17 protein-coding genes are annotated in these 20,976 nt (G+C 69.5%); 10 read left to right on the forward strand and 7 right to left on the reverse strand.

The window, feature by feature from the left end; genetic code table 11:
- The first annotated feature begins 48 nt into the window (after positions 1 to 48).
- Positions 49 to 1,527 carry an MFS transporter gene (locus tag ACH41F_RS05250; protein WP_398833119.1) on the forward strand — a complete coding sequence of 493 codons (1,479 nt, stop codon included), beginning with the start codon at positions 49 to 51 and terminating at the stop codon, positions 1,525 to 1,527.
- A gap of 152 nt (positions 1,528 to 1,679) precedes the next feature.
- On the opposite strand, the gene ACH41F_RS05255 is transcribed toward ACH41F_RS05250, so the two are convergent.
- Together ACH41F_RS05255 and ACH41F_RS05260 are read right to left on the reverse strand one after the other, a co-directional pair.
- Positions 1,680 to 1,895 carry a hypothetical protein gene (locus ACH41F_RS05255; RefSeq protein ID WP_391232318.1) on the reverse strand — a complete coding sequence of 72 codons (216 nt, stop codon included), beginning with the start codon at positions 1,893 to 1,895 and terminating at the stop codon, positions 1,680 to 1,682.
- Between the two features lie 578 nt (positions 1,896 to 2,473).
- Positions 2,474 to 3,607: a methyltransferase gene (locus ACH41F_RS05260; RefSeq protein WP_398833122.1), complete on the reverse strand. Its 1,134-nt coding sequence runs from the start codon at positions 3,605 to 3,607 to the stop codon at positions 2,474 to 2,476.
- Positions 3,608 to 4,266: 659 nt separating this feature from the next.
- Here ACH41F_RS05260 and ACH41F_RS05265 point away from each other — a divergent pair.
- The 3 genes from ACH41F_RS05265 to ACH41F_RS05275 all read left to right on the forward strand — a co-directional run bounded on the left by ACH41F_RS05265 (position 4,267) and on the right by ACH41F_RS05275 (position 7,171).
- Positions 4,267 to 5,289, forward strand: coding sequence for a substrate-binding domain-containing protein (locus ACH41F_RS05265; RefSeq protein WP_391232315.1), 1,023 nt, complete (start codon positions 4,267 to 4,269; stop codon positions 5,287 to 5,289).
- A 695-nt stretch (positions 5,290 to 5,984) separates the two neighbouring features.
- Positions 5,985 to 6,359, forward strand: coding sequence for a hypothetical protein (locus tag ACH41F_RS05270; RefSeq protein WP_398833124.1), 375 nt, complete (start codon positions 5,985 to 5,987; stop codon positions 6,357 to 6,359).
- Positions 6,360 to 6,433: 74 nt separating this feature from the next.
- Positions 6,434 to 7,171: a dienelactone hydrolase family protein gene (locus tag ACH41F_RS05275; protein WP_391232313.1), complete on the forward strand. Its 738-nt coding sequence runs from the start codon at positions 6,434 to 6,436 to the stop codon at positions 7,169 to 7,171.
- 253 nt (positions 7,172 to 7,424) lie between these two features.
- On the opposite strand, the gene ACH41F_RS05280 is transcribed toward ACH41F_RS05275, so the two are convergent.
- Both ACH41F_RS05280 and uppS read right to left on the reverse strand, forming a co-directional pair.
- Positions 7,425 to 8,888: an oxygenase MpaB family protein gene (locus tag ACH41F_RS05280; RefSeq protein ID WP_398833128.1), complete on the reverse strand. Its 1,464-nt coding sequence runs from the start codon at positions 8,886 to 8,888 to the stop codon at positions 7,425 to 7,427.
- Positions 8,885 to 9,571 carry a polyprenyl diphosphate synthase gene (uppS, locus tag ACH41F_RS05285; protein WP_391232310.1) on the reverse strand — a complete coding sequence of 229 codons (687 nt, stop codon included), beginning with the start codon at positions 9,569 to 9,571 and terminating at the stop codon, positions 8,885 to 8,887. Before uppS ends, ACH41F_RS05280 begins: the two co-directional genes overlap by 4 nt.
- A gap of 671 nt (positions 9,572 to 10,242) precedes the next feature.
- On the opposite strand from uppS, the gene ACH41F_RS05290 reads away from it, so the two are divergent.
- The 3 genes from ACH41F_RS05290 (at position 10,243) to ACH41F_RS05300 (ending at position 13,553) form a co-directional block, all read left to right on the forward strand.
- Positions 10,243 to 10,995: a phosphotransferase family protein gene (locus ACH41F_RS05290; RefSeq protein ID WP_398833130.1), complete on the forward strand. Its 753-nt coding sequence runs from the start codon at positions 10,243 to 10,245 to the stop codon at positions 10,993 to 10,995.
- Positions 10,996 to 11,179: 184 nt separating this feature from the next.
- Positions 11,180 to 12,049 (forward strand): alpha/beta fold hydrolase, encoded by an 870-nt coding sequence (locus ACH41F_RS05295; protein WP_391232308.1) that lies wholly within the window; start codon positions 11,180 to 11,182, stop codon positions 12,047 to 12,049.
- Between the two features lie 313 nt (positions 12,050 to 12,362).
- On the forward strand, positions 12,363 to 13,553 hold the full coding sequence (locus ACH41F_RS05300) for a PP2C family protein-serine/threonine phosphatase (protein ID WP_398833133.1): 1,191 nt from the start codon (positions 12,363 to 12,365) through the stop codon (positions 13,551 to 13,553).
- Between the two features lie 173 nt (positions 13,554 to 13,726).
- On the opposite strand, the gene ACH41F_RS05305 is transcribed toward ACH41F_RS05300, so the two are convergent.
- A complete protein-coding gene (locus tag ACH41F_RS05305) occupies positions 13,727 to 14,554 on the reverse strand; it encodes a MarR family transcriptional regulator (protein ID WP_391365991.1) in 828 nt (275 codons plus the stop codon).
- Positions 14,555 to 14,882: 328 nt separating this feature from the next.
- On the opposite strand from ACH41F_RS05305, the gene ACH41F_RS05310 reads away from it, so the two are divergent.
- Complete coding sequence (locus tag ACH41F_RS05310; RefSeq protein WP_391232305.1) at positions 14,883 to 15,386, forward strand: GNAT family N-acetyltransferase; 504 nt, start codon at positions 14,883 to 14,885, stop codon at positions 15,384 to 15,386.
- Positions 15,387 to 15,675: 289 nt separating this feature from the next.
- On the opposite strand, the gene ACH41F_RS05315 is transcribed toward ACH41F_RS05310, so the two are convergent.
- Entirely contained in the window at positions 15,676 to 16,155 is a 480-nt protein-coding gene (locus tag ACH41F_RS05315; protein ID WP_391232304.1) for an ATP-binding protein, read from the reverse strand.
- A gap of 198 nt (positions 16,156 to 16,353) precedes the next feature.
- Here ACH41F_RS05315 and ACH41F_RS05320 point away from each other — a divergent pair, with 198 nt between their 5' ends.
- A complete protein-coding gene (locus ACH41F_RS05320; protein WP_391232303.1) occupies positions 16,354 to 16,710 on the forward strand; it encodes an anti-sigma factor antagonist in 357 nt (118 codons plus the stop codon).
- A 343-nt stretch (positions 16,711 to 17,053) separates the two neighbouring features.
- On the opposite strand, the gene ACH41F_RS05325 is transcribed toward ACH41F_RS05320, so the two are convergent.
- Positions 17,054 to 17,728, reverse strand: a complete 675-nt coding sequence (locus ACH41F_RS05325; protein ID WP_391232302.1) for a LysE family transporter — start codon at positions 17,726 to 17,728, stop codon at positions 17,054 to 17,056.
- A 665-nt stretch (positions 17,729 to 18,393) separates the two neighbouring features.
- Between ACH41F_RS05325 and ACH41F_RS05330 the strand changes: the two genes are divergently transcribed.
- A complete protein-coding gene (locus tag ACH41F_RS05330) occupies positions 18,394 to 20,403 on the forward strand; it encodes a GDSL-type esterase/lipase family protein (RefSeq protein WP_391232300.1) in 2,010 nt (669 codons plus the stop codon).
- Positions 20,404 to 20,976: the final 573 nt, after the last annotated feature.

Genomic DNA, 20,976 nt, shown 5'->3' on the forward strand with positions numbered 1-20,976 from the left:
GCACGGTGGTCGCCGGTTTGTCACGACCCGTATTCCTAGGGAGACCGCATGTCTCGCACGACCGGCACGCCCCCGACTGCGCCCGCCGGAGCAGGCACCCCCGCCGACGCGCCCGCGCCGTACCGGTGGCGCTGGACAGCGCTCGCCGCACTCCTCGCCGCCGAGGCCATGAACCTGCTCGACGTCACCATCGTCCAGGTCGCCGCGCCTGTCATCCACACCGATCTCGGTGGAGCGGACGCCACCATCCCGTGGTTCAGCGCCTCCTACACCCTCGCCTTCGCCCTCGGCCTGCTCACCGGCGCCCGCCTTGGCGACATTCACGGCCGCAAGCGCGTCTTTCGTGCCGGGGTCGTCGCGTTCGCCGCGACCTCCCTGGCGTGCGCACTCGCGCCCACCGCCACTGTCCTCATCATCCTGCGCGCCCTGCAAGGGGCTGCTGCGGCCGCGATCATCCCGCAGACGTTCGGGCTGATCCGCGCCATGTTCACCGGCACCGAACTGTCCAAGGCTCTCGGCATGATCGGCCCTGTCATGGGGATGTCCGCCGTTGCCGGCCCCGCGCTCGGCGGCGTTCTCACCCACGCCGACCTGCTCGGCGCCTCCTGGCGCGCCGTCTTCCTCGTCAACCTCCCCCTCGCCGCGGCCGTGCTGGTCGCCACACCCCGGTTGCGCGAGGACCGCGCCCCCGTCCGTCCACGCCTGGACCCGACCGGCACCGCACTTGCCATGTTCGGCACGGCCCTGCTGGTGTGCCCGCTCGCCACCAGCCGCCCCGGGCCCGCAGCGTGGGCGACCGCCGCGGCCGGTGCCGTCGTCCTCACGGTGTTCGTCGCCCAGCAACGCCGCACCGCCCGTCGCGGCAAAGCCCCGTTGATCGAACCCGCTCTGCTGCGCGGACGCTCCTTTCCGGCAGCACTCGCCACGTCCACGCTGTTCTTCGCCGTGATGAACGGCGTCATGATCACGGTCGTGCTGCACCTTGAACTCGGCCTCCACGACGGGCCGCTCACCGCCGGGCTAACCCTGCTGCCCTGGTCCACGGGGCTGGCCGTCGCCTCCTGGGCCGCCGGAAGCCATCTGGTCCCCCGGTACGGCGGGCGTGTCATGCATGCCGGCCTCGCAACCTTCGCCGGGGGCCTGGCCGCCGCCGCCCTCTCCTACCGCGCCGCCGCCCCCGACGCCTACCCGACGGCCCTCCCGTTCGCCCTCGCGTTGGTGGGGGCGGGCTCCGGGCTGTTCACGCCGCCGTTCTTCACCATTGCGCTGAGAGCCGTCGGACCGCAAGAGACCGGGTCCGCAGCCGGACTGCTCAACGCCGTCCAACAACTCGGCGGAACGCTCGGCGTCGCTCTCATCGGCGGGATCTACCTCGACACGACCGGCGGCCCGCGCACCGCGGCCGAACACGCCCTCGGCACAGCCGCGGTGCTCCTGGCCGCCACCGCAGCGGCCGCCGGTGTGCTGACGGCGCGTCGTACCCGACCATCCGTTCCCACCAACAAGGCGGAGAACGAGGCGGGCTGACCGGTGCACCGGCTGTCGCATCCGCGGGGCAGCCCCCGTCACAAGGTCATTCCGGCGCTTGTCAGTTGGCGGGCTCGGCCGTGTGTACCGAACTACGGATTGTGTGTGCTCCGTTGGAACCGGTGCAGGCCCAACGGGGCGCTACATCACGGTCATCCGACTACACCGGCGGCGTAGAGGATCCCGAACGCGGCCAGAATGAGTCCAACCACCACGAAGACTGTCCGGTTCCAGATGTACATCGGCCTGCCGCCGCTCGTCCCGAACAATTCCTTGGAGCTGGCGGCACTGGCCCTTGAAAAGCGAGGCGCGAAGATCGCGAATGACAGGCCAAAGACGGCCATGAAAATACCGACGGCGACGTTCACTGATGCTCCTCGTGTCCAGAAGGTGTATTGCCCGCCCAGCGAGCACTTCCCTGTGTCTGCCCCTCAGAGGCGGTCGGCATAGGTGTGCGGGCTCGAACGGGCGCACATGTGAGTGCGCTTGCCCGCGTCGTCCACCAGGTCGGGCACATTCCCCGTGGCGTCGGTGAGGTAGGAGTACGACTCCCCCGGATCGTCATGGGATTCAACGTGCCCGCCGACTCACGGATGAATCCGGCGTCCACGCCGTTCGTCGTCGTGGCCGCCAAACCAGCGCGGGGTGGTGGAACGACGCCGAACCCACCTTCGTGGGCCCGGAGTTGGTCGTGCTCGCGTGCAGCACCGCCCGTACAGCCTCGCGCGTCGCCATCGTCGACGTGGCCCCGCCAGGTCCAGGTGTCCACCACCGCGGTGTCCAAGGTCCTGTGCAACGCGTACGGGGCCAGCGCCGAGATGCGGGCCAAGGTCCGCCGGGCCATCGAGGGGTACACGGAAGCGGCCTTCGGCGGAACACGTGCTTCGGCCAAGGAACACACCGAGGGCACAACCCGCTCGCCCCCGGCGACGGACAACCCTGAACGTCAAGCGCCGGCGAGGCGCCAAAGCGACGTGACCTCCGCGGCGCGGGCGGCGTGGAGGGGATCTGCGGTGTCCGCCGCTCGCGGATGACGCGGCCGGATGTCGGTCCTGTTCACCACGCGCAGGCCCGCTGCCTTGATGTCGGCCAGAAGTTCGCTGCGCGTCCTGAGTCCGAGGCGCTCCGCCAAGTCCGACAGAATGAGCCATCCTTCACCTCCCGGTTCGAGGTGCGCGGTGAGCCCGTTCAGGAAGTCGCGGAGCATGCTGCTGTCCGGGTCGTAGACACCTTGCTCCACGGCTGAGGTGGGCCGGGCTGGAATCCAGGGTGGGTTGCAGACGATCAGGTCCGCGCGCCTTTCGGGGAACAGGCCCGGGCCCTCGATGGCGATGCGCCCGGCGAGGTCCAGTCGGCGGACGTTCTCGCGTGCGCAGGCCAAGGCACGCGGGCTGATGTCGGTGGCCACGACGCGGTCGATCCCCCGGCGGGCCAGGACGGCGGCGAGTACTCCCGTCCCCGTCCCGAGGTCGAACGCGGTGCCGCGGTCCTCGCGACGCGCCGCCAACGCAGGGAGCGGTGCCTGTGCGACGAGGTCGACGTATTCGCCTCTGACCGGGGAGAACACGCCGTAGTGCGGGTGGATGCGAGCCTTCAGCGCCGGCACCTCCACGCCCTTCGTGCGCCACTGGTGCGCTCCGATCACGCCCAGGAGTTCGGTAAACGAGACGGCCATCGGCTCGGACGCGGGACCGTACGCCTCGATGCATGCCTGGCGCACATCGGGGGCCCTGCGCAGGTTCAGGCCGTAGTCCTCGCCCAGCACGACGAGGAGCCTGCCGAGCACGCGGGCACGGTGACCGCGTGCCCTGCGGTGCAGGTGGAACGAGTCTGTCGGGCTGTCGCCTTGCCGGGAAGGTTTCCGGGCGATGCGGCGACCCATCGCTTGCAGTAGTTGACGTGCGGTGTGGAAGTCGCCCTGCCACAGCAAGGCGGTTCCTTCGCAGGCCAGACGGTAGGCAGCGTCGGCTTTCATGCGGTCGTCCGCGCGGATGACCCGGCTGGGAGGCGGGGTGCTGCTCTCGGAATGCCAGCGGGCGGAACGGCGGGTGTTCGTCTCGGTCCAGTAGATCGTGGACACCACATACTCCTCGTGATCGAACGTGCGGGGGGCACGAAGAGCACTTCGACGAGGAGCAGGGCAAACGGCCCATGCTGCAGCACGGGCGCGTGTCAGGGCAGGTAGGGCTACCGCTCCCGCGTCGAAGCGCGAGAGGAGGAGTCGCCGAGAACCATACCGAGCGTCACGACCAGCCCTTTCAGAGAGACGAGGTAAGAGGCTCGCACAGCCCTCGCTCCCCTGGCAAACCAGCCCATGGGCTGAACCGGGAGAGCTGTCCCGCCATCACAACGGCTGTTGCCCCGCCGGGTCCTGGTCCTCCTCTTGGCGTGGGGACTGCGGACATCACGAGGATCGGCCCCCCGGGTCTAACCGCAGGACCGATCCCGGCGGATCGCGCATCGCGCCAGCAGGTCATGAGAGCGGCGGGTACGCGTTCTGGACCAACTGCTGGAACTGGGCGGAGAACCAAGCCCGGGTCGGCCACTGCGCTGCCAACGCGACCTACAGGGCGAGTTCGACTACCGGCCACCGGCAATCGCGCTCATGCCTCCCTGCGTTGGACCGGGAACGCTCCCAACGATCGGGGCAGGACGACCGTATGTTGCCATGGCCTGGTGAAGTCATGTGCTCGATCCCCTCCGGCCGGTAAGATCGGTGATCTCTTGGGGGGAGGTGGCATGGGCAGACGGCGCCCGGAGGCACCGACGCTGGAGGAGGTGGCCGCCCACGCACGGGTGGGGCGCGGCACGGTCTCCCGCGTCATCAACAACGCCGCGGGCGTGAAGGAATCCACCCGCCTGGCCGTGCAACGGGCCATCGAGGAGCTGGGTTACGTCCCCAATCTCGCCGCCCGTTCCCTGGCCGGACGCAGGGCCGACGCCGTCGCCCTGGTCATGACGGAGCCGGACTGGCGGCAGTTCGCGGAACCGTTCTTCTCCGAGATCGTCACCTCGCTCGGGGACGCCCTGACCGACACCGGAATACAGCTGCTCCTGACCCTGGTCCGCTCCGACGCCGATCGGCAGCGTTTCCTCGAGTACGCGCGCGGCGGCCGGGTCGACGGCGTGCTGCTGATGTCCGTGCGCGCCGGGGACCCGCTGCCCGACATGCTCGCCGAGGCCCGGTTGCCGACCGTGCTGCTGGGGCGCCGCTCCGGTGACGAGTACGTCAGTTACGTCGACGCGGACAATGTCGGTGGAGCCCGCAGCGCCGTCTCCCACCTGCTGCAGCGGGGCCGCAGGGTCATCGCCACCATCACCGGGCCGCTCGACCTGCACGCCGCCCAGTGCCGACTGCGCGGTTACGAAGAGGCCCTGGCCCTGGCAGGTCTGAAGGTTGATCAAACTCGTGTCGCCGAAAGCGACTTCACGGCGGAGAGCGGACGCCGTGCCATGGCCGAACTCATCGAACGGCACCCGGACATCGACGGCGTCCTCGCCGCGTCGGACACCACGGCGGCGGGGGCACTGGAGGCCCTGCGCGCGGCCGGACGCCGGGTGCCCGAGGATGTCGCCGTGATCGGCTTCGACGACTTTCCGCTGGCGCAGCGGACCGAACCACGGCTGACGACGGTCCGTCAGCCGCTCGAGGAGATCGGGCGGGCCATGATCCGACTGCTCCTGGAGGAGATGGAGGAGGGCGCCGTGGCCTGGCGTCACGTCATCCTCCGTACGGAGCTGGTGGTCCGCGAGTCGACCTGAGGGTCGTCCGCACCGGCTGCCCCGGGGCGGTCATCGGATGCGCGTCCGACGGGCAGTAATCGCTGATGCGCCGCTTCTTCCCGTCGCATGTCCGACGGGGCGCTCGACCAGTGGCGGTCGAACGCCCTCATTCAGCGGATTTTCCTACACGCTAACCACCGATCAGCACGTCGTTCCCACTTCACGGACAGACGGCTGTCATTTCCCGTCTCTCCTGCGGCGCCGCAGGGTGAGGATCGCGAAGATGAGAAGCCCGATGATGACGATGGCTATGGCGGCTCCGACGCTGCCCCCGACAGCGGCGCCGGAACGAGCAAGCGGTAACGACATGTCCATCCCCTCAGCCTGTCACAAGCCGGTCACATGAATAGACCGACACCTGCGCCCCCGGCCCAGTCGGCCACGTCGATGCCCTGATCCATTGTTCTGGAAGCGCCGAGCACCCTTGCTCCCCTTCCCACCTTGCTGCCTACCGCACCCACAAGAGCCCCGGCGGCAATCGAAGTCCCGCTCTTTCCCTCTACTCTTTATGGGCCAAGCCGCCTTGACGGTGTGTGACGCGACCCAATCAGATGCTGAGAGGGGTGCGACTCCGACAGGAAGAGCGGTCTCGCCAGCTCAATGCGTAGCTGACCTGGATTCAGGAACATCACGTTCCGCGCCGCAGCGTGCGGTAGCGACCCTACAGTGGCGCCATGAACATTCGCTGGAAGGGCGCGAGTTGGTCCTTGATGCTGGTCAAGCGGCCGGAGTGGACGTCCCTGTCCAACTCCAGCACGGCAGGCGCATTCAGCAGTCTTCTGCGCGGCAGCGGCAACAATCTCGTCGGGCACGCCGACCTGTTTCCCGCGGGACGGGTTGTCGCGGGCATCGTCGGCGCCACGGCGGTGACGTCCGTCGCGGCCACCCTCGCCGCCATGAAGGTCAAGAGCCGGTTCGACGACCGCAAGACGAAGCTGCGCACCGGGGAGGACGCGGACGTCGCCGAGAAGACGCCGCCCCGGACCGCCCCGGTCACAGACGGTGTTGAGGCGTCAGACGTGTCTCCGCCCCATCCGATCCCTGTGTGACCGTCAGGCGATGCGGTTCTGCCAGCGGCAGAAGATCGGCTGACCGGGCCCGATGTTCCCTACAGTCCAGTCTCATGACGACGATCACGACGCGCACGGTCGAGTATCCGGCGGACGGTTTGACGATGATCGGGCACCTCGCGCTCCCGGCCGGTGTCGACCGCCGGCCCGCGGTGCTGCTCGGACCAGAGGGCATCGGGCTCAGCGACGTCGAGCGCCGGCGGGCGGACGCTCTCGCCGAACTGGGTTACGTAGCGCTGGCCTTCGACATTCATGGCGGCCGCTATTTGAGCGACCCTGAGGAGATGCTGGCCCGTTGCCTGCCACTGCTCGATGATCCCGACCGGATGCGAGGTATCGGCAATGCCGCACTCGACGTGCTGCGCGCCGAACCGAGAACCGACCCCGACCGCATAGCCGCTGTCGGCTACGGCACCGGGGGTGCCATAGGGCTGGAACTCGGGCGCGCCGGCGTCGACTTGCGTGCGATCGGGACAGTCAACGCGACACTCACGGGCCGACCGGGCGAGGCGGCGCGCATTCGCTGCCCGGTGTGGGCCGGGGTCGGGTCGGAAGACCCCATCATGTCGCCCACGCAACGGGACGCGTTCACAGCTGAGATGCAGGACGCGGGCGTCGACTGGCGCCTCACGGTTTACGGCGGTGCCTTGCACGCCTTCCACCATCCGCCGGTCGACCACCCCACCCTCCCCGCCGTCGGCTACCACCCACAGCACGCACAGCGAGCCTGGCGCGACGTCATCGACCTGCTCACCGAGTGCCTGCCCGTGACGGCGGAGGTGGGGGCCTGACCTAGGCAAACAGGTCAGCGCCAGGCTTGGTCCGCGTCGCGCACTGGCAGTCCCCTCCCCCTCAAGTCCGTACACAGAACCAAGTGCGGGCCGGGTGCGTGCGTCGCCGCCCACGTCCTGGGCGACAGATGCTACAGCTCCAGCGCATTCCGCGGCTGGCTCCAGCGGCGGGGCCGTGTGCGCGGCGCGGCCTGCGGCTCGCGGGCGTGTCGCGAGAAGGGGCCGGGCTGTCCCCCTCCCCTGCTGAAGTTCCTTAGGCGTCGGCGAGGAGGGGGTCATACGGGCTGCTTGGGCGGCGGCCGGACATGAAGGAGAGGAAGTCTCCAACGAAGACGCTTCGGCCGTAGGTGCCGTCGGTGAGGGTGAGGTCGCGGTGGAAGGCGGTGCGGAAGAGGGCCCGGTATTCGTCGGCGTCGATGGTTCCGTTGCCGTCCTTGTCGGTGGCGTCGAAGAGGATCTCGGCGACGCGGATGAGCGCGGGACCGGCGAGGGAGGGGACGGCGACGGCGTACTCGTCGGCGCTGACGCGACCGTCGCCGTCGGTGTCGAGGGCGGCCTGGAGCTCGCGCCACCAGGCGGCGAAGGCGTCGTAGAGGCGGCTCTCTTCGGGTTCGTCCAGGTCGAGGCGGGTGGAGAGTTCGCGGGCCATGGCAGCGAGGTCGGGCCAGTCGAGGTGGCCGTCGCCGGTCTGGTCCAGCACCTTTCGGAAGAACTCCTCCGCCGAGCGTCGGCTCTCTTCTGTACCCGCGGAAGGCGCCTGGGCAGGGGCCGGGTCGCCGCTCAGTGGTGTGAGGAGGCGGAGCAGGGCCGATGCCCGCTTCATGCGAGTGCGCAGGGCTGCGACGGTCCGGGCACGGGGGTCGTCGCTGTCGGGCGAGAGGGAGACCGCTTCGATGATGCTTTCTGCGTTGATCCAGCCCTCAGGCAGGAAACGGGCGAGCCCAGCGGCGAGATAGGCACCCTGCATGAGGGTTTCGGCGCCGGGCATCTCCGGCAGGCCGGCCCGGCGCCGGTATGCCTCCGGGAGCGAGGCGACGGTGATCGTACCGAGCAGCGGTCCGACGACAGCACGGCCGGCCGCCCACAGTGTCGGCGCGCCGTCGAGCAGGGCGGGGGCGGGCAGGTGGTCGAAGAGGCGGTAGAGGATGACACGGGCCGCCTCGGTGTTCTCCAGCTCGTTCTCGACGACTTGGTCGAAGTACGGCCAGAAGTCGTTCAGGTCCTCGGGGAGTTCCGTGGCGTCGCCGTCGAGCGCGGCAAGGAAGGTGCGGTACTCGGCGTACATCCGCTCCATGGTGTCCTGGTCGAGCGGCTGACCGCTCAGTCGGCACATGGTGACGGCGCTCTCGAAGAGGGTGGCGACCACCCAGGCGCGGGTCGCGCGGTCCATGGCGTCGTAGGCACGGCCGCGGGGGTCGGTGCCACTCATGCGGGCGTGCAGCCGGTTGAGCCGAGCGGCCTCCCTCTCGCGTACCGCCGGGTCGTCGCCGAACATGCGCCGCATGCTGAGGAAGGTGTTGCGCAGCCGGCGCCAGGGGTGTGCGACGAAGGTGGAGTTGTCGACGAGGGCGGCGCCGATCTGCGGGTGTGCGGCCTCCAGCACGGTGGCGCGGATGATGGCCAGCGCCCACCGCGGGTCGTCGAAGAAGCCGCTGAACTTCGACTGCGGCCCGAACAGGGGCATCCCGTTGTGTGTCCCCGTGGTTTCAGTGGTCATGAAAGATCTCCGTTCGTCCGGGGCGGCACGCCGCCGAAGCGGCGGTCGCGGCGCCGGTAGGTGTGCAGGCAGGCGAGGAAGTCGGGAGCCCGGAAGTCCGGCCACAGCAACTCGGGAAAGACCCACTCGGCGTAAGCGACCTGCCAGAGCATGAAGTTGGAGATGCGCTGCTCACCAGAGGTGCGGATCACCAGATCCACGTCCGGGGTGTCGGGGAACGGCAGGTGCTCCGCGAAGAGTTGCTCGGTCACCTCATCGGCCGGCGTCTTGCTGCGGATCAGCGATCTGGCGGCCTCCACGATGTCCCGGCGCCCCCCGTGGTCGAAGGCCACGGTCAGCGTCATCCCCCGGTTCTCGGCCGTCAGCGTGGCCAGATCGTCGAAGTCCCGGGCCAGTTCGCGGGGGATGCGCGGGTCGGCAACCCCCAGGAAACGGCAACGGATGCCACGGGCGAGCAACAGCGGCGCATGCTTGCGCACGACCCGACGGACCAGGCGCATCAGGAATTCGACCTCGGGACCAGGGCGGTTCCAGTTCTCGGTGGAGAACGCGTACAGGCTGAGCCATTCGACACCAGCGGCCCGGGCCGCCTCGATGATGTCGATGACCGTGCTCTCAGCAGCCAGGTGACCCGCCGTACGAGGCAGCGAACGCCGTTGCGCCCAGCGGCCGTTGCCGTCCATCACACAGGCCACGTGCCGCGGTACCAAAGGCACTGAAGGCGCCGCATGCACCGACCCGACATCCCGCCACTGCCCGCCGAGACCGTCGTCGCGCTGTCTCCCGCCCAGCCGGTCCTCCGTGGCCGCGCGTGCGTGCGGAACGCTGTGGTCCGTCATGTCCGGCCCCGCCCCGTCCGCAGCGGCACGACCGCCCGTACAGCCCTCGGTCACACCCACCCTGCCTCGCTGCTCCCGCCGCATCCACGCTCCACCGGCGCACTTCCTTCTGGAGTCTGACAGCGCCGACGGGCCCTGACCGGCCGAACGAGTGGCCGCCACCCTTGACTCGTACGTTCGGATCTTTCTCGGGGGCTCGTAGGGCTGAGTATTGGCTCGTGCGTGGCGTTCTGTTTGCTCGTGGGTGCCGCTGAGTTGGGTGTGACACCGGTGGAGTTGGCCGGGGTGTGGGAGGGCCTGGAGGCGTTCGCGGCGCAGCTGCTCGACTGGTTCCTTCGCTGGGTGCTCGGTGCCGATCAGCGGCGGTGGCGGCAGTCGCATGTGCGCGGGCCGTTGCTGGGCGGACGGCGCGATTCAAGGACGTTGGCAAGATCGCCCGGACGCGGTCCGTCGCGTGATCGGATGCGCTGAATCCGGCGGCGTCGGCGGTCAGAGGCCCGGGATACTGGTCGCCCATGGATGAGGCCGAAGTCGTCGTCGCCCATTCCGAGCGCGCCACTCTGCGCGTCGGTGATGTGTTCCTGAAGGTGGACGCCGATCAGGCGCGCATCGACGTCGAGGTCGAGGCGATGTCCCTCGCGCCGGTTCCGACCCCGGAGGTGCTGTGGCGCAAGCCGCCCGTGCTCGCGACCACCGCACTCCGTGGCACGACGCTCGGGCGCCTCGGCGGCCCGGCGACCGGGGCGCCGGCGGCGTGGGCCGCGGCGGGTGCCGCCATCCGGAAGCTGCACGACGCACCGCTGCCGCCCTGGCCTGGACGGGCCGGCCGGGGCATCGACGAGTGGGCGAAGGAGCTCGCCGACGAGTGCGAGTGGCTGGTGACGAACGGTGTCCTGCCAGCCGACCTGGTCGCCCGTAACCGCCAGGTCGCCGAGGCTGCGCTGCGGCCGTGGACTCCGGTGTTCACGCACGGCGACCTGCAGATCGCACACGTGTTCGTCGACGGCGACGAGGTCACCGGCATCATCGACTGGTCCGAGGCGGGCCGGGGAGATGCCCTGTACGACCTGGCCACCTTCGTACTCGGACACGAGGAGCACCTCGACGACGTCCTCGCCGGGTACGGCACCGACATCGATATCGACCTCGGTGTGATCCGCGCGTGGTCGTCGTTGCGAAGCCTGTTGGCAGTGCGCTCGCTGATCGAGCAGGGCTTCGACCCCTTCGCGCCGGGCTGTGAGGTCGACGCGCTGCGATCCCGGATGTGAGCCCGCGCAGCCCTCGCACGGACACCCACATCCAGATGATCAGCCTTCTTCTGCCGCTGCGCCCGGTGTCGCCCCGCTGGGTAGCGGCGTGCCCGAGATCTGACCCGGGTGAAAGGTCCGCCGGACCCTCGAGCCACGCCCGCCGGGCCGATTAGTTTTCGAGTCGAAGCCGGTCTGCACCACCATGGAGACTCATACCCTCAGGACAACCGGTGCGGACCTCGTGTATGACGTTCGAGGACCGCTGCCGACCGCAGACGGGCGCCCGCCGCTGTTCATGATCGGGCAGCCCATGGACGCCGCCGGCTTCGCCGCGCTCGCCGCACGCTTCCCCGAGCGGACCGTGATCACCTACGATCCGCGCGGGCTCGGGCGCAGCACCCGCAAGGACGGGCGGGTCGACCACGCGCCCCAGCCCGAGGCCGACGACGTGCACGCCGTCATCGAGGCGCTCGGTGCCGGACCTGTCGAGATGTTCGCCAGCAGCGGCGGAGCGGTCACCGCGCTCGCGCTCGTGGCGACGTATCCCGCAGACGTGTCCACCCTGCTCGCTCACGAACCGCCACTCATCACCCTCGTTCCGGACGGCCCGGCGGCCGCACGGGCGCGGGCCGGAGTCCGGGAGGCCTACGAGCAGCGGGGATGGGGGGCCGGGATGGCTGCGTTCGTGACCATGATCTCGTGGAAGGGCGAGTTCACCGACGCGTACTTCGCACAACCGCAAGCCGATCCCGCCGCGTTCGGGATGCCCACGGAAGACGATGGCTCACGTGACGATCCGCTGTTGTCCGACCGGTCCTGGGCGATCAGCAGCTATCGGCCGGATGTCGACGCGCTCGCCGCTGCGCCCACTCGTATCGTGATCGCCGTGGGCGAGGAGTCCGAAGGCGTCCTGACCGGACGAACCTCCCTCGCAACCGCCGAACTGCTCGGGCAGCGGGTGACCGTCTTCCCGAGCCATCACGGCGGGTTCTGCGACGGCGAGTACGGTCATGGGGGGAAGCCGGACGAGTTCGCGCATCGACTGCGCCAGGTCCTGGACGGCACCCTGTAGACGACCGGCGGCCGGAGAACTTGCCGGGTACGCCTACTCCCCCAAACACATCTCGCGCCGAACGATCAGCCGGTCCGCGGCCGCCTTCGAACGGGCCGGTGTCCCGGTGTCCGGTACCGACAACCGCTTCGTCCACTCCACCGCCCACAGGCGCCATCGGCGACGTCGACCCTCAGGCCGCTCCGCCTGCGGACACGACCGTCGCCCAGGGCACCGGACACGCCGTTCCCTGCCTTGACCAGGCAGAACGTACCTGACAGGTGAGGTTGCGAAGACTCGGGGAAGAAGAGGCGACAGCCGAATGGAGGTTGTCGTGAAGGGTGGAGACCTTGAACTGGGCGAGCTGCTGGCCGCAGCAGAAGCGGCGCCGCCCGGTGAGTCCGTCGATGTGGTGGCGCACGATCTGCGGAAGCGGTTCGGTGCGGAGGCCGTGTCGTTCCTGTTCGTCGACCTCATAGGGCAGAGGCTGGTACGGCTCGCCGCGACCGAAGCCGGCGTGGACCGTGAACGTCCGATCGACCTGCAGGGCACCGTCTACGACACCGTTCTGCGCAGCCAGCGTCAGCTTGTGGAAGAGGACGGACAGGGCGGACGGCGTGTCATCACCCCGGTCACCAACCGCGGTGACTGCCTCGGGGTGTTGGAGGTGACCCTGCAATCCGCCGACGACACCGTGCTCAGGCAGGTCCGCGACGCGGCCCACGCGCTCGCCTACATCATCGTCACGGACCGCCGTTTCACCGATCTCTACCACCTGGGCCGGCGCACCACGGACACCAGCCTGGCCGCGGAGATCCAGCACCAGCTGCTTCCCTCGGCGTCCTGCTGCGAGGCGGCCCAGTTCACCCTCGCCGCCGGGCTGGTCCCGGCCGATGACATCGGTGGCGACACCTACGACTACACCCTCGACCGCGACACCCTGCACCTGTCCATCACCGACGCCATGGGCCACGACACGAATTCCGCGCTCCTGGCCACCCTGCTGGTCGGTGCTTTGCGGCGGGCGCGCCGCAGCGGCTGTGACGCCCTCAAGCAAGCCAGCCATGCCCACCAGGCTCTGTTGAGTCACAGCCGCGGCCTGGCCACCGGCCAACTGCTGTGCGTCGACCTCGATACGGGTCTGTGTGAACTGGTCAACGCCGGTCACCCCCGGCCGTTGCGACTGCGTGACAACGTGGTTGAAGAGGTGAAACTCGCCGTCAATCTGCCCTTTGGCGTGGCGGCGCCCACTTCCTACCGTCTGCAGCAGCTGCAACTGCTTCCCGGGGACCGCCTGGTCCTGCTCACCGACGGAATGCAGGAGCGTGGTGCCGCGGCCGTCGACCTGGCATCGATCGTGCACGACACCCGTGCGCTGCATCCGCGAGAAGCCGTCCAGAGTCTGACCACCGCGGTGCTCGACGCCTGCCACGGCAATCTCAGGGACGACGCCACCGTCCTGATACTGGACTGGCACAGCAACCGCAGTCGCCCGGACGAAACCGGGCCGGAGGCGGGGAGTTGACCCGCGCTGGGTCTCCTGTGTCTGGCCCCGGCCATGGAAAGCAGCGGTTGGCCGGCAGCGCCATCTCCTCGGGAGGCAGCTGCCGGTCAATTGCTGCGAGGGCGCCCACGCCTCATGGTGCTCGGTGATCCGCGCGACTTCGGAGGGGCGGCGTGAGGCAGCGGGCGCGCGCCTCACTGCGCGCGTTCTGCCAGCAGGGCCGCGGCAATGGGTTCCAGCTCGGTGATCAGTTCGTCGAGTTCGGCGGGAGTCAGGGCGTCGTAGGGCGGTGCGGCGAGTTCGTCGGTCAGAGCCTCGATGCGCCGCTTGGTCTCGCGACCGGCGTCGGTGAAGCGGCCATCGGTGTCGACGAGCCCGCGCTCGCGCAAGTCGTCCATGACCGCGGCCAACCGCTCCTTCGGTAGGTGATGGATGCGCCCGAACGACTCCGGCGGGTGGATGCCCATCTCCAGCGCGGACAGGACATGAGCTGCCGTGCCGCCGATGCGCACCCCGAGGAGAGCGGCGATGTGCCCGTCGCCACGGTGCTCGCGCAGCATGGTCGCGGAGTGCCAGAGGCGGGCGACGGCGTCGCTCGGCACGGCGAGGGTGCGCATCCCGGCGTACATCATCCGGCCTTCCATGGGCGCGCTCGTCGCGGCCTTGGTGGTCAAGTCAGCGGCGCGCACCAGGCCTGGGGAACCAGCCAGCTCCTCGCCCAGGATCCGCCGCAGGGAGGCGGCGCTGCCCCGCTCCCGTGCGGCGACGGACGCCTCGGGTGGGATGGTCTCCCAGGCACTGGGAATGTGCCGTGCGGCTTCCCCGTCGGCGAAGTTGTAGAAGGCGGCGTGCACGACCTCGGCCGGTACCCGCCCCAGCGGAGCGGCCCTGCTGGCGAAATAGCCGTCCCAGTAGGTGCGGTGCCCGAGTGCGGCCAGTTCCTCATTGCACTCGTCAGCGAAGTAGGTGACCAGGCAGATCGGCTCCAGGAGCTCGTACATGCGCCGGGCGATGTGAGTCATCGGATGCACGCTCGTCTTGTCCATCGGGTTCTCCCCTTGGTAGGTGTGCCGACTTGGACCGTCCGGCACAGCCGAACTCATCGGCGCCACCGGACCGGATCGCCGGGTAGCGGGAGAAAGCGAGCTGGTGCCGGCGCGGCGCAGCGGTCCTGGTCGAGACGATCGGGGTCAAGGCTGAGGATGAGGTTAGGGATCATGGAGCCGGGTCGATTGAGCGGGAGTCTCCATCGGATGATCGCGGGCACTGCCCCGGATGAGAGCGGGGCCTGGCGGTCTGCGGGGGAAATCCAGCGGAACGAACGCCTGCGCGCTGTTACGGTCGGGCGCTATGAGCTGGCTCCCTGAAGACTTCGTCCATCCCGTCCTGGTACCGCTGCCGGGCGGTCGTCATCATCTGCGGCCGATCCGGGAGTCGGACACCCCGCTCGACTACCCGGCTGTGATGGGTTCGCGCGAGCGGCTGTGGACCATCTTCGGCCCGGCCTGGGGCTGGCCCGCGGCCACCATGACCTACGAGGCCGACCAGGCCGACCTGGTGCGGCACGAGAAGGAGATCGCCGCGCACCAGTCGTTCAACTACGCGCTGTTCGACGCGGCGGAGACAGCTTTGCTGGGCTGCGTCTACATCGACCCGCCGGAGAGGGTCGGCGCGGACGGAGAGATCTCCTGGTGGGTGGTGGACGAGCTGGTGGGCAGCGAGGTCGAGCAGGCCCTCGAGGAGCTGGTGCCGCAGTGGATCGCCGCCGACTGGCCGTTCGAGCAGCCGCGCTTCCTCGGCCGCGAGATTTCCTGGTCGGACTGGCTCGCCCTGCCGGTGCACCCCGACGCGTAAGCAGCCTGGGTCGTAATGCTCTGGGGCCTTGGTGATCGAACTGCCGTCTCGATCGGATGCTCACGGGTGATAGGCGGACGCTCGGCACGTGCGCGGAGGGCCTCCAGAACGGCTCTGCGGTCGGCTTCCTCACGCAGGCCGTCGCCTCGGCGCCGAGCAATCGGCTCGTGCTGTTCCAGAGTCCGACGGCCGACGGCATTCGCGACCTGCCTGTACGGACGGGGGTGGCGCCCTCGCGCGCCCGTACTCCCCGGATCTAGCCCGTCGTACTTGCCGGCCCGGTCGGGCTCTATGGCGCGGTGCGGCCGGCGATGCTGCCGCCGGGGTCGTCGGCCAGCGCGATCAGCGCCGTGATGCGTTTGCCGACCGGTTCACGGTGGACCTCATAGCCCTGGCTGACGGCGAGGGTGATCTCCAACCCGTGCCGCCCGACCCGCTCCGGATCGGTGGCCGCGACGTCCGGCAGGACCGGATCGCTGTCCCACACCGACACGCGGACCGAGCCCTGGCTGATCTGCAGGTCGAGTATGACCGGCCCCGGCGCGTACTTCACCGAGTTGGTGACCAGCTCGCTGACCACCAGCTCCGTCATACCCATCGCCCGCTCGGACACCGGCAGCCCGTGAACGGCCTGCACCTCGGCGAGGAAGCCGGTGGCCAGATGACGCGCGGCGCTGATGCAAGAGGAGTCGCCGTCAAAGGCGGCCGACACCGACAGCAGATCGCGATCCTTGGCCGTTCGTCCCTCATCCCCCGCGGTTTGCCCCATGCACCCACCCGCCTCACATGATCAGCACACGATATTCATCCTGTGCCTGCCCATTGCCCCACAGCGCCTGGCATCTGCCCCGTCTGAGCCTCTTCAGGCCCGTCCGACCGTGGGACAGTTGACATCGTAGGGCGGCATGCGTTTGCGTGGGCAGTGGCCTCGTAGCGGCGAGCCCGCCTACGACGGACAGGAGACGGTATGCGACAGGCCCACTTGACCGTCACCCGGCACACCACCGCTGACGGCGTGCACGTCCTCGCCCTGTTCGGCGAGATCGACCACACCACGGCCGACACCTTCCGCCAGGCCCTCACCGCGGACCACGGGTCCTCCCACTGCACGGTCGTCGACTTCTGCGACGTCACCTTCATGGACTCCAGCGGCATCAACGTCCTCGTCGCCGCGAACAACGCCGCCCGCGCCGAAGGCGGCTGGCTGCGCCTGGCCCACATTCCGGCACGCGTCCTGGACCTCCTGCACATCGTCGGACTGGACGCCGTCCTCCCGCTCTACCCCACCCTGAACGGGGCCCTCACCGCACAGGGCGCCGCCTGATCCCCTCCGGGCACAGGCGGCTCGACCCGGCGGCCCCGCCCGGGGCCACTCCACGGCGTGCTCCACCGCCAGCCGTGCTTCCTACAGCTGACCAGGAGGGTGTCGCTGCCTGCGACAGCGCCATTGTGGACAGTCACATTCGGCGCGCGCAGTGACCAACCGGGACACTGGCAGCAGGGGACGCAGGCACGCCGGGCTTTCCGCCACCCGCGCACAATCAGCCCCGCATGACTGATAGACCACGGCTGATCCGACGTACCGTCAGGTGCCGTGCTCGGGCGCCCCGTTCCGCATCGGTGGGCGTGAGGAACTGCCGCGCCGGCGGGAACCCGGAGCAGCGCCCTCACGCTGCCACGGCAACACCCAGGCCGATGCCGATGAAGAGCCAGCCAGTGGTCAACTCCCAGCGGTGACGAACCTTCGGGCGGGCCAGGAAGGCCCGTAGCCGCGCGGTGACCGCGACAACGATGAACCAGTAGGCGACACCGAGGACGATGTCCAGGGTGCCGAGGAGAAAGATCTGCCGTGTTGCGGAGCCGCCGCCGTTGACGAACTGCGGCAAGATGCTGAGAAAGAACAGGGCCGCCTTGGGGTTCAGAACATTGGTGAAGAAGCCCTGGGTGAAGCCCGAACGCCACTCGCCATGGACTCGCCCCTTCTCGGCCGAAGCCCGCGAAGGAACGCCGTCTGCCAGACCGTCGACTGCCTCTGACCCGGCGGCCCGCTCACGGGCGGCCCGTCGCGCGGCCAGGACAGCCCGGACCCCGAGATAGACGAGGTAGGCCGCGCCCAACAGCTTGATGGTGTCGTAGACAGCCGGCGATCGGGCAGCGATCAGGGACAGTCCGACCGCAGCGGCGACCATGTGGACGCACAGTCCGGTCTGCGCGCCCAGCGCCGCGGCCCGCCCCTTGGCGGGATTCTCGCCGGCCGATCTCACCACCACGAGGAAGTCCGGGCCAGGGACCACATACGCCACCAGCACTACGCCTAGGAAGCCGACGAGGTCGACCGACACCTGTCCTCCCCTTCGCCGGCCCAGCCGGCTCCGCCGGCCCCGCGGCCGGTCCGCCGCGCGAAGATCGTCAGTTCAAGAGGTGAGGTGGCTGGATTCGTCGGGCTGCGCGGGCCGGCCTGCCGACCACCGAGGCGACGGGCTCCCCGAGTATCGAAGCCCCGCCCCGGTTGCTCGTCCGCCACGGTCAGCGGCGGCGGCAAGGCCTTGGCCACCTCGTGGCGCGGACCGCGGCCCGGACGTCTCCAGCAGGGACTTGGACAGCGGTGGGCACCGCGGGGATGCACGTCGGGGACCAGTTCCGCCGCTCCGAGCGAGCAGGACGGTACGGTGCGCCCGCAGCGCATCCCTGGAAGACGCAGTCCTGTCATACCCCCCGAGTAGCCCCGAACCCGCCTTTGACTCACCCGGCGACGGCCACCGGATCACCCGCTGCCCCCTCCCCGGGCCCAGGACGGCTGGACGACATTCACGCCTCACGCAGTGCAACGCAGCGCAGACGCCAGCGTCCCGCCAAGCCCTGATGGCCAGAGACGGCCCTAGCAACTCCCCCCGCCTATCGGTGAATTGCCCGCCTCACGCGAACCCTTGACGCTGAACCGTTTCATTGCTTCTCTCGAGAGGCTGCCTCTGGGAACGCTCCCACCCCACGCCGAAAGGGATCCCCCGTGCAGACCACCCCCCACACCACCCCCCACGTCACCTCTTTACGCCGCCACGCTCGAACCCTCCCCGCGCTCGTCGCGGCCGTTCTCGTCGCCTGTCTGCTGTCCTGGACGGGGAACTCCCCCGCCCACGCCGCGCCGGGTGACGGCTCGGTCTCCGACCCCAACATCGTCTACGTCGGGCGCTGGGACACCAGCGCAGGCACGGCGGCGGTGCCCTCCTGGACCGGGGCCTATCTGCAGACGGCCTTCACCGGTACCACGGTGAAGGTCAAGGCAAGAGACGCGGTCAACCTGTACGTCAGCATCGACGGCGGCCCCGACGTCTTCCACGCGGGCGTGCGCGGCACGGTGAACCTCACTCCCCGACCGCTGTCGGCCGGCACCCACACCCTGCGCATCTCGTACCGCTCCGGCGACACCGTCTTCCAGGGCCTGGTGCTGGACGCCGGTGCGCGCACGGTCGCACCGAACACCCCTTCCCGGCTTGTCGAGTTCGTCGGCGACTCCATCACCGCTGGCGCGCTCACGGACCGGCTCGCACTGGACTCGTACGCCTGGAAGGCAGGTGAGCAACTGGGGGCGCGCCACACCCAGATCGCCCGCTCCGGCTACTGCCTCGTCGCCCAGTCCGGATGCACGGGCCTGAGCACCCAGTTCTTCAGGACGGCGAGCACCGGCACCCAGAACTGGGACTTCTCCCGTTACCGGGCGGACGCTGTCGTCATCAACCTGGGCACCAACGACATCGGTCACGGCGTGACCGGCGCCGCCTTCCGGTCGGCGTACACCAAGTTCCTCGCCGACCTGCGCGCCACTTACCCCGACGCGCACCTGTTCGCCGTGCAGACGCTCAAGAAGCGCTACGTCACCGAGACCAAGGCGGCTGTCACCGCTCGCGCCAACGCCGGTGACAGCAGGGTGCATTACGTCGACACCACGGGCTGGCTGACCGACGGCACCGATTACGAGGACGGCAACGGGCATCCCAACGAGGCCGGCCACACCAAGTTCGCGAACCGTCTCGCCCCCGTCATCGCCGCCCGGCTCGGCGACCCCGCGTCCACCCTGGCGGCGGGTCCCGGCCAACCCGGCGACCCGAACATCAAGTTCGTGGGCCGCTGGGACACCAGGACCTCCACCGCCTACACCCCGTACTGGGCGGGCGCCTACTACCGGGTCGGCTTCACCGGCCGGACCGTCCAGCTCAAGCAGCGCGGGACGATCGACTTCTGGGCGAGGATCGACAACGGCCCGGTGAAGTTCTACGACGACGTCAAAGGGACGGTGAACCTGACGCCCTCCCCGCTGTCCGCCGGCAACCACACCCTCCAGGTCAACTACCAGGTGGTCGCCGGTTCGTACCGGGGTGACGCCGTCTTCCAGGGGCTGGTCCTCGACAGTGGCGCCACCACCTTCGCCCCGCCGTCACCCGGCAAGTTGATCGAGTTCGTCGGCGACTCGATCACGGTAGGGACGACGTCGTCGCAGAACGCCCGAACCGCGTACGGCTGGCTGATCGGGGAACGGCTCGGCACCGAGCACACCCAGATCGCCCAGGGCGGCGCCTGTCTGGTCGCCGCCGCGGACGGATGCGTCGGTCTGGAGCGGCAGTTCACCAAGCTCAACCCGAACGCGGCCACCCCCGACTGGGACTTCGCCCGCTACCAGGCGAACGCGGTCGTCATCAACCTCGGCACCAACGACGTGGGCCACGGGGTGAGTTCCGCGCAGTTCCAGACGGCGTACACCAGCCTGCTGCGCAAGGTCCGCGCCGCGTACCCGCAGGCGTGGATCTTCGCACTGGAGACTTTCCGCGGGCGGTACGTCCCGCAGACCCAGGCGGCGGTCAAGGCGGCTGTGGACGGCGGCGACTCCCGGGTCTCCTTCGTCGACACCACCGGCTGGCTGGGCTCGGGCGACCTGTCGGACTCGGTCCACCCCAACGACCAGGGGCACCGCGCCATCGCGGACCGGCTGGCACCGATCATCGCGGCGCGGATCGGTATGTGACGGGGGCGGCCGGGGCCGTTCGGACCGCGACGCGCAGGCGGCGCCTCCGCTGCCTGCGCGGGCGCCCGGCCCCCGGCCCGGCTCGACGGCGAGATCGCCGCACCGCGCTTGCACCTGATGATCACACTGTGATCCGCCGGCTCAGGGAGCGCGCGCGGTGCTCAGCTTTTGGCCCTGACATCTCTTCGAGACAGGCACCACGGTCCCCGCCCCGGCAGCATTCCCCCCGCTCGCCTTCCAGGAACCGGCCCCGATCCGGCCGCCTTGGCAGCCTCCCTGCCCCGGTACGGCAGCAAGATCGTCTCCTGACCGTTGGACATGGATGTGGGCACGGCACGCCGGAAGTGCGTGCCCGGTCACAGCTGAGCGTGTCGCAGCCCCCGCCGGGCAGACCTACGAGCAGTGGATCACCGAGCTCGAGCTCTCGGGGCGATCGCCGGGGCATCCTCGCCGGGTCCGAGATCGACGTGCTGAAGATCCACTCCCCTCCCCCGGTCTCGGGGTCGAAGGAAGCACGGCGAGTCCGGCATCTGGCCCTGCTGCCCTGGCAGCTGGGGCAATCCCGCCGGAGTC

Origin of the sequence: Streptomyces sp. NPDC020489 (assembly GCF_044386545.1) — a bacterium.
GTDB lineage: Bacteria > Actinomycetota > Actinomycetes > Streptomycetales > Streptomycetaceae > Streptomyces.

Bases quoted from the DNA above. Each gene is read 5' to 3' on its own strand.
- ACH41F_RS05250 (WP_398833119.1), top strand. From the start codon at position 49: ATGTCTCGCACGACCGGCACGCCCCCGACTGCGCCCGCCGGAGCAGGC.
- ACH41F_RS05265 (WP_391232315.1), top strand. From the start codon at position 4,267: ATGGGCAGACGGCGCCCGGAGGCACCGACGCTGGAGGAGGTGGCCGCC.
- ACH41F_RS05270 (WP_398833124.1), top strand. From the start codon at position 5,985: ATGAACATTCGCTGGAAGGGCGCGAGTTGGTCCTTGATGCTGGTCAAG.
- ACH41F_RS05275 (WP_391232313.1), top strand. From the start codon at position 6,434: ATGACGACGATCACGACGCGCACGGTCGAGTATCCGGCGGACGGTTTG.
- ACH41F_RS05280 (WP_398833128.1), bottom strand. From the start codon at position 8,888: ATGACCACTGAAACCACGGGGACACACAACGGGATGCCCCTGTTCGGG.
- uppS (WP_391232310.1), bottom strand. From the start codon at position 9,571: ATGGACGGCAACGGCCGCTGGGCGCAACGGCGTTCGCTGCCTCGTACG.
- ACH41F_RS05290 (WP_398833130.1), top strand. From the start codon at position 10,243: ATGGATGAGGCCGAAGTCGTCGTCGCCCATTCCGAGCGCGCCACTCTG.
- ACH41F_RS05295 (WP_391232308.1), top strand. From the start codon at position 11,180: ATGGAGACTCATACCCTCAGGACAACCGGTGCGGACCTCGTGTATGAC.
- ACH41F_RS05305 (WP_391365991.1), bottom strand. From the start codon at position 14,554: ATGACTCACATCGCCCGGCGCATGTACGAGCTCCTGGAGCCGATCTGC.
- ACH41F_RS05310 (WP_391232305.1), top strand. From the start codon at position 14,883: ATGAGCTGGCTCCCTGAAGACTTCGTCCATCCCGTCCTGGTACCGCTG.
- ACH41F_RS05315 (WP_391232304.1), bottom strand. From the start codon at position 16,155: ATGGGGCAAACCGCGGGGGATGAGGGACGAACGGCCAAGGATCGCGAT.
- ACH41F_RS05320 (WP_391232303.1), top strand. From the start codon at position 16,354: ATGCGACAGGCCCACTTGACCGTCACCCGGCACACCACCGCTGACGGC.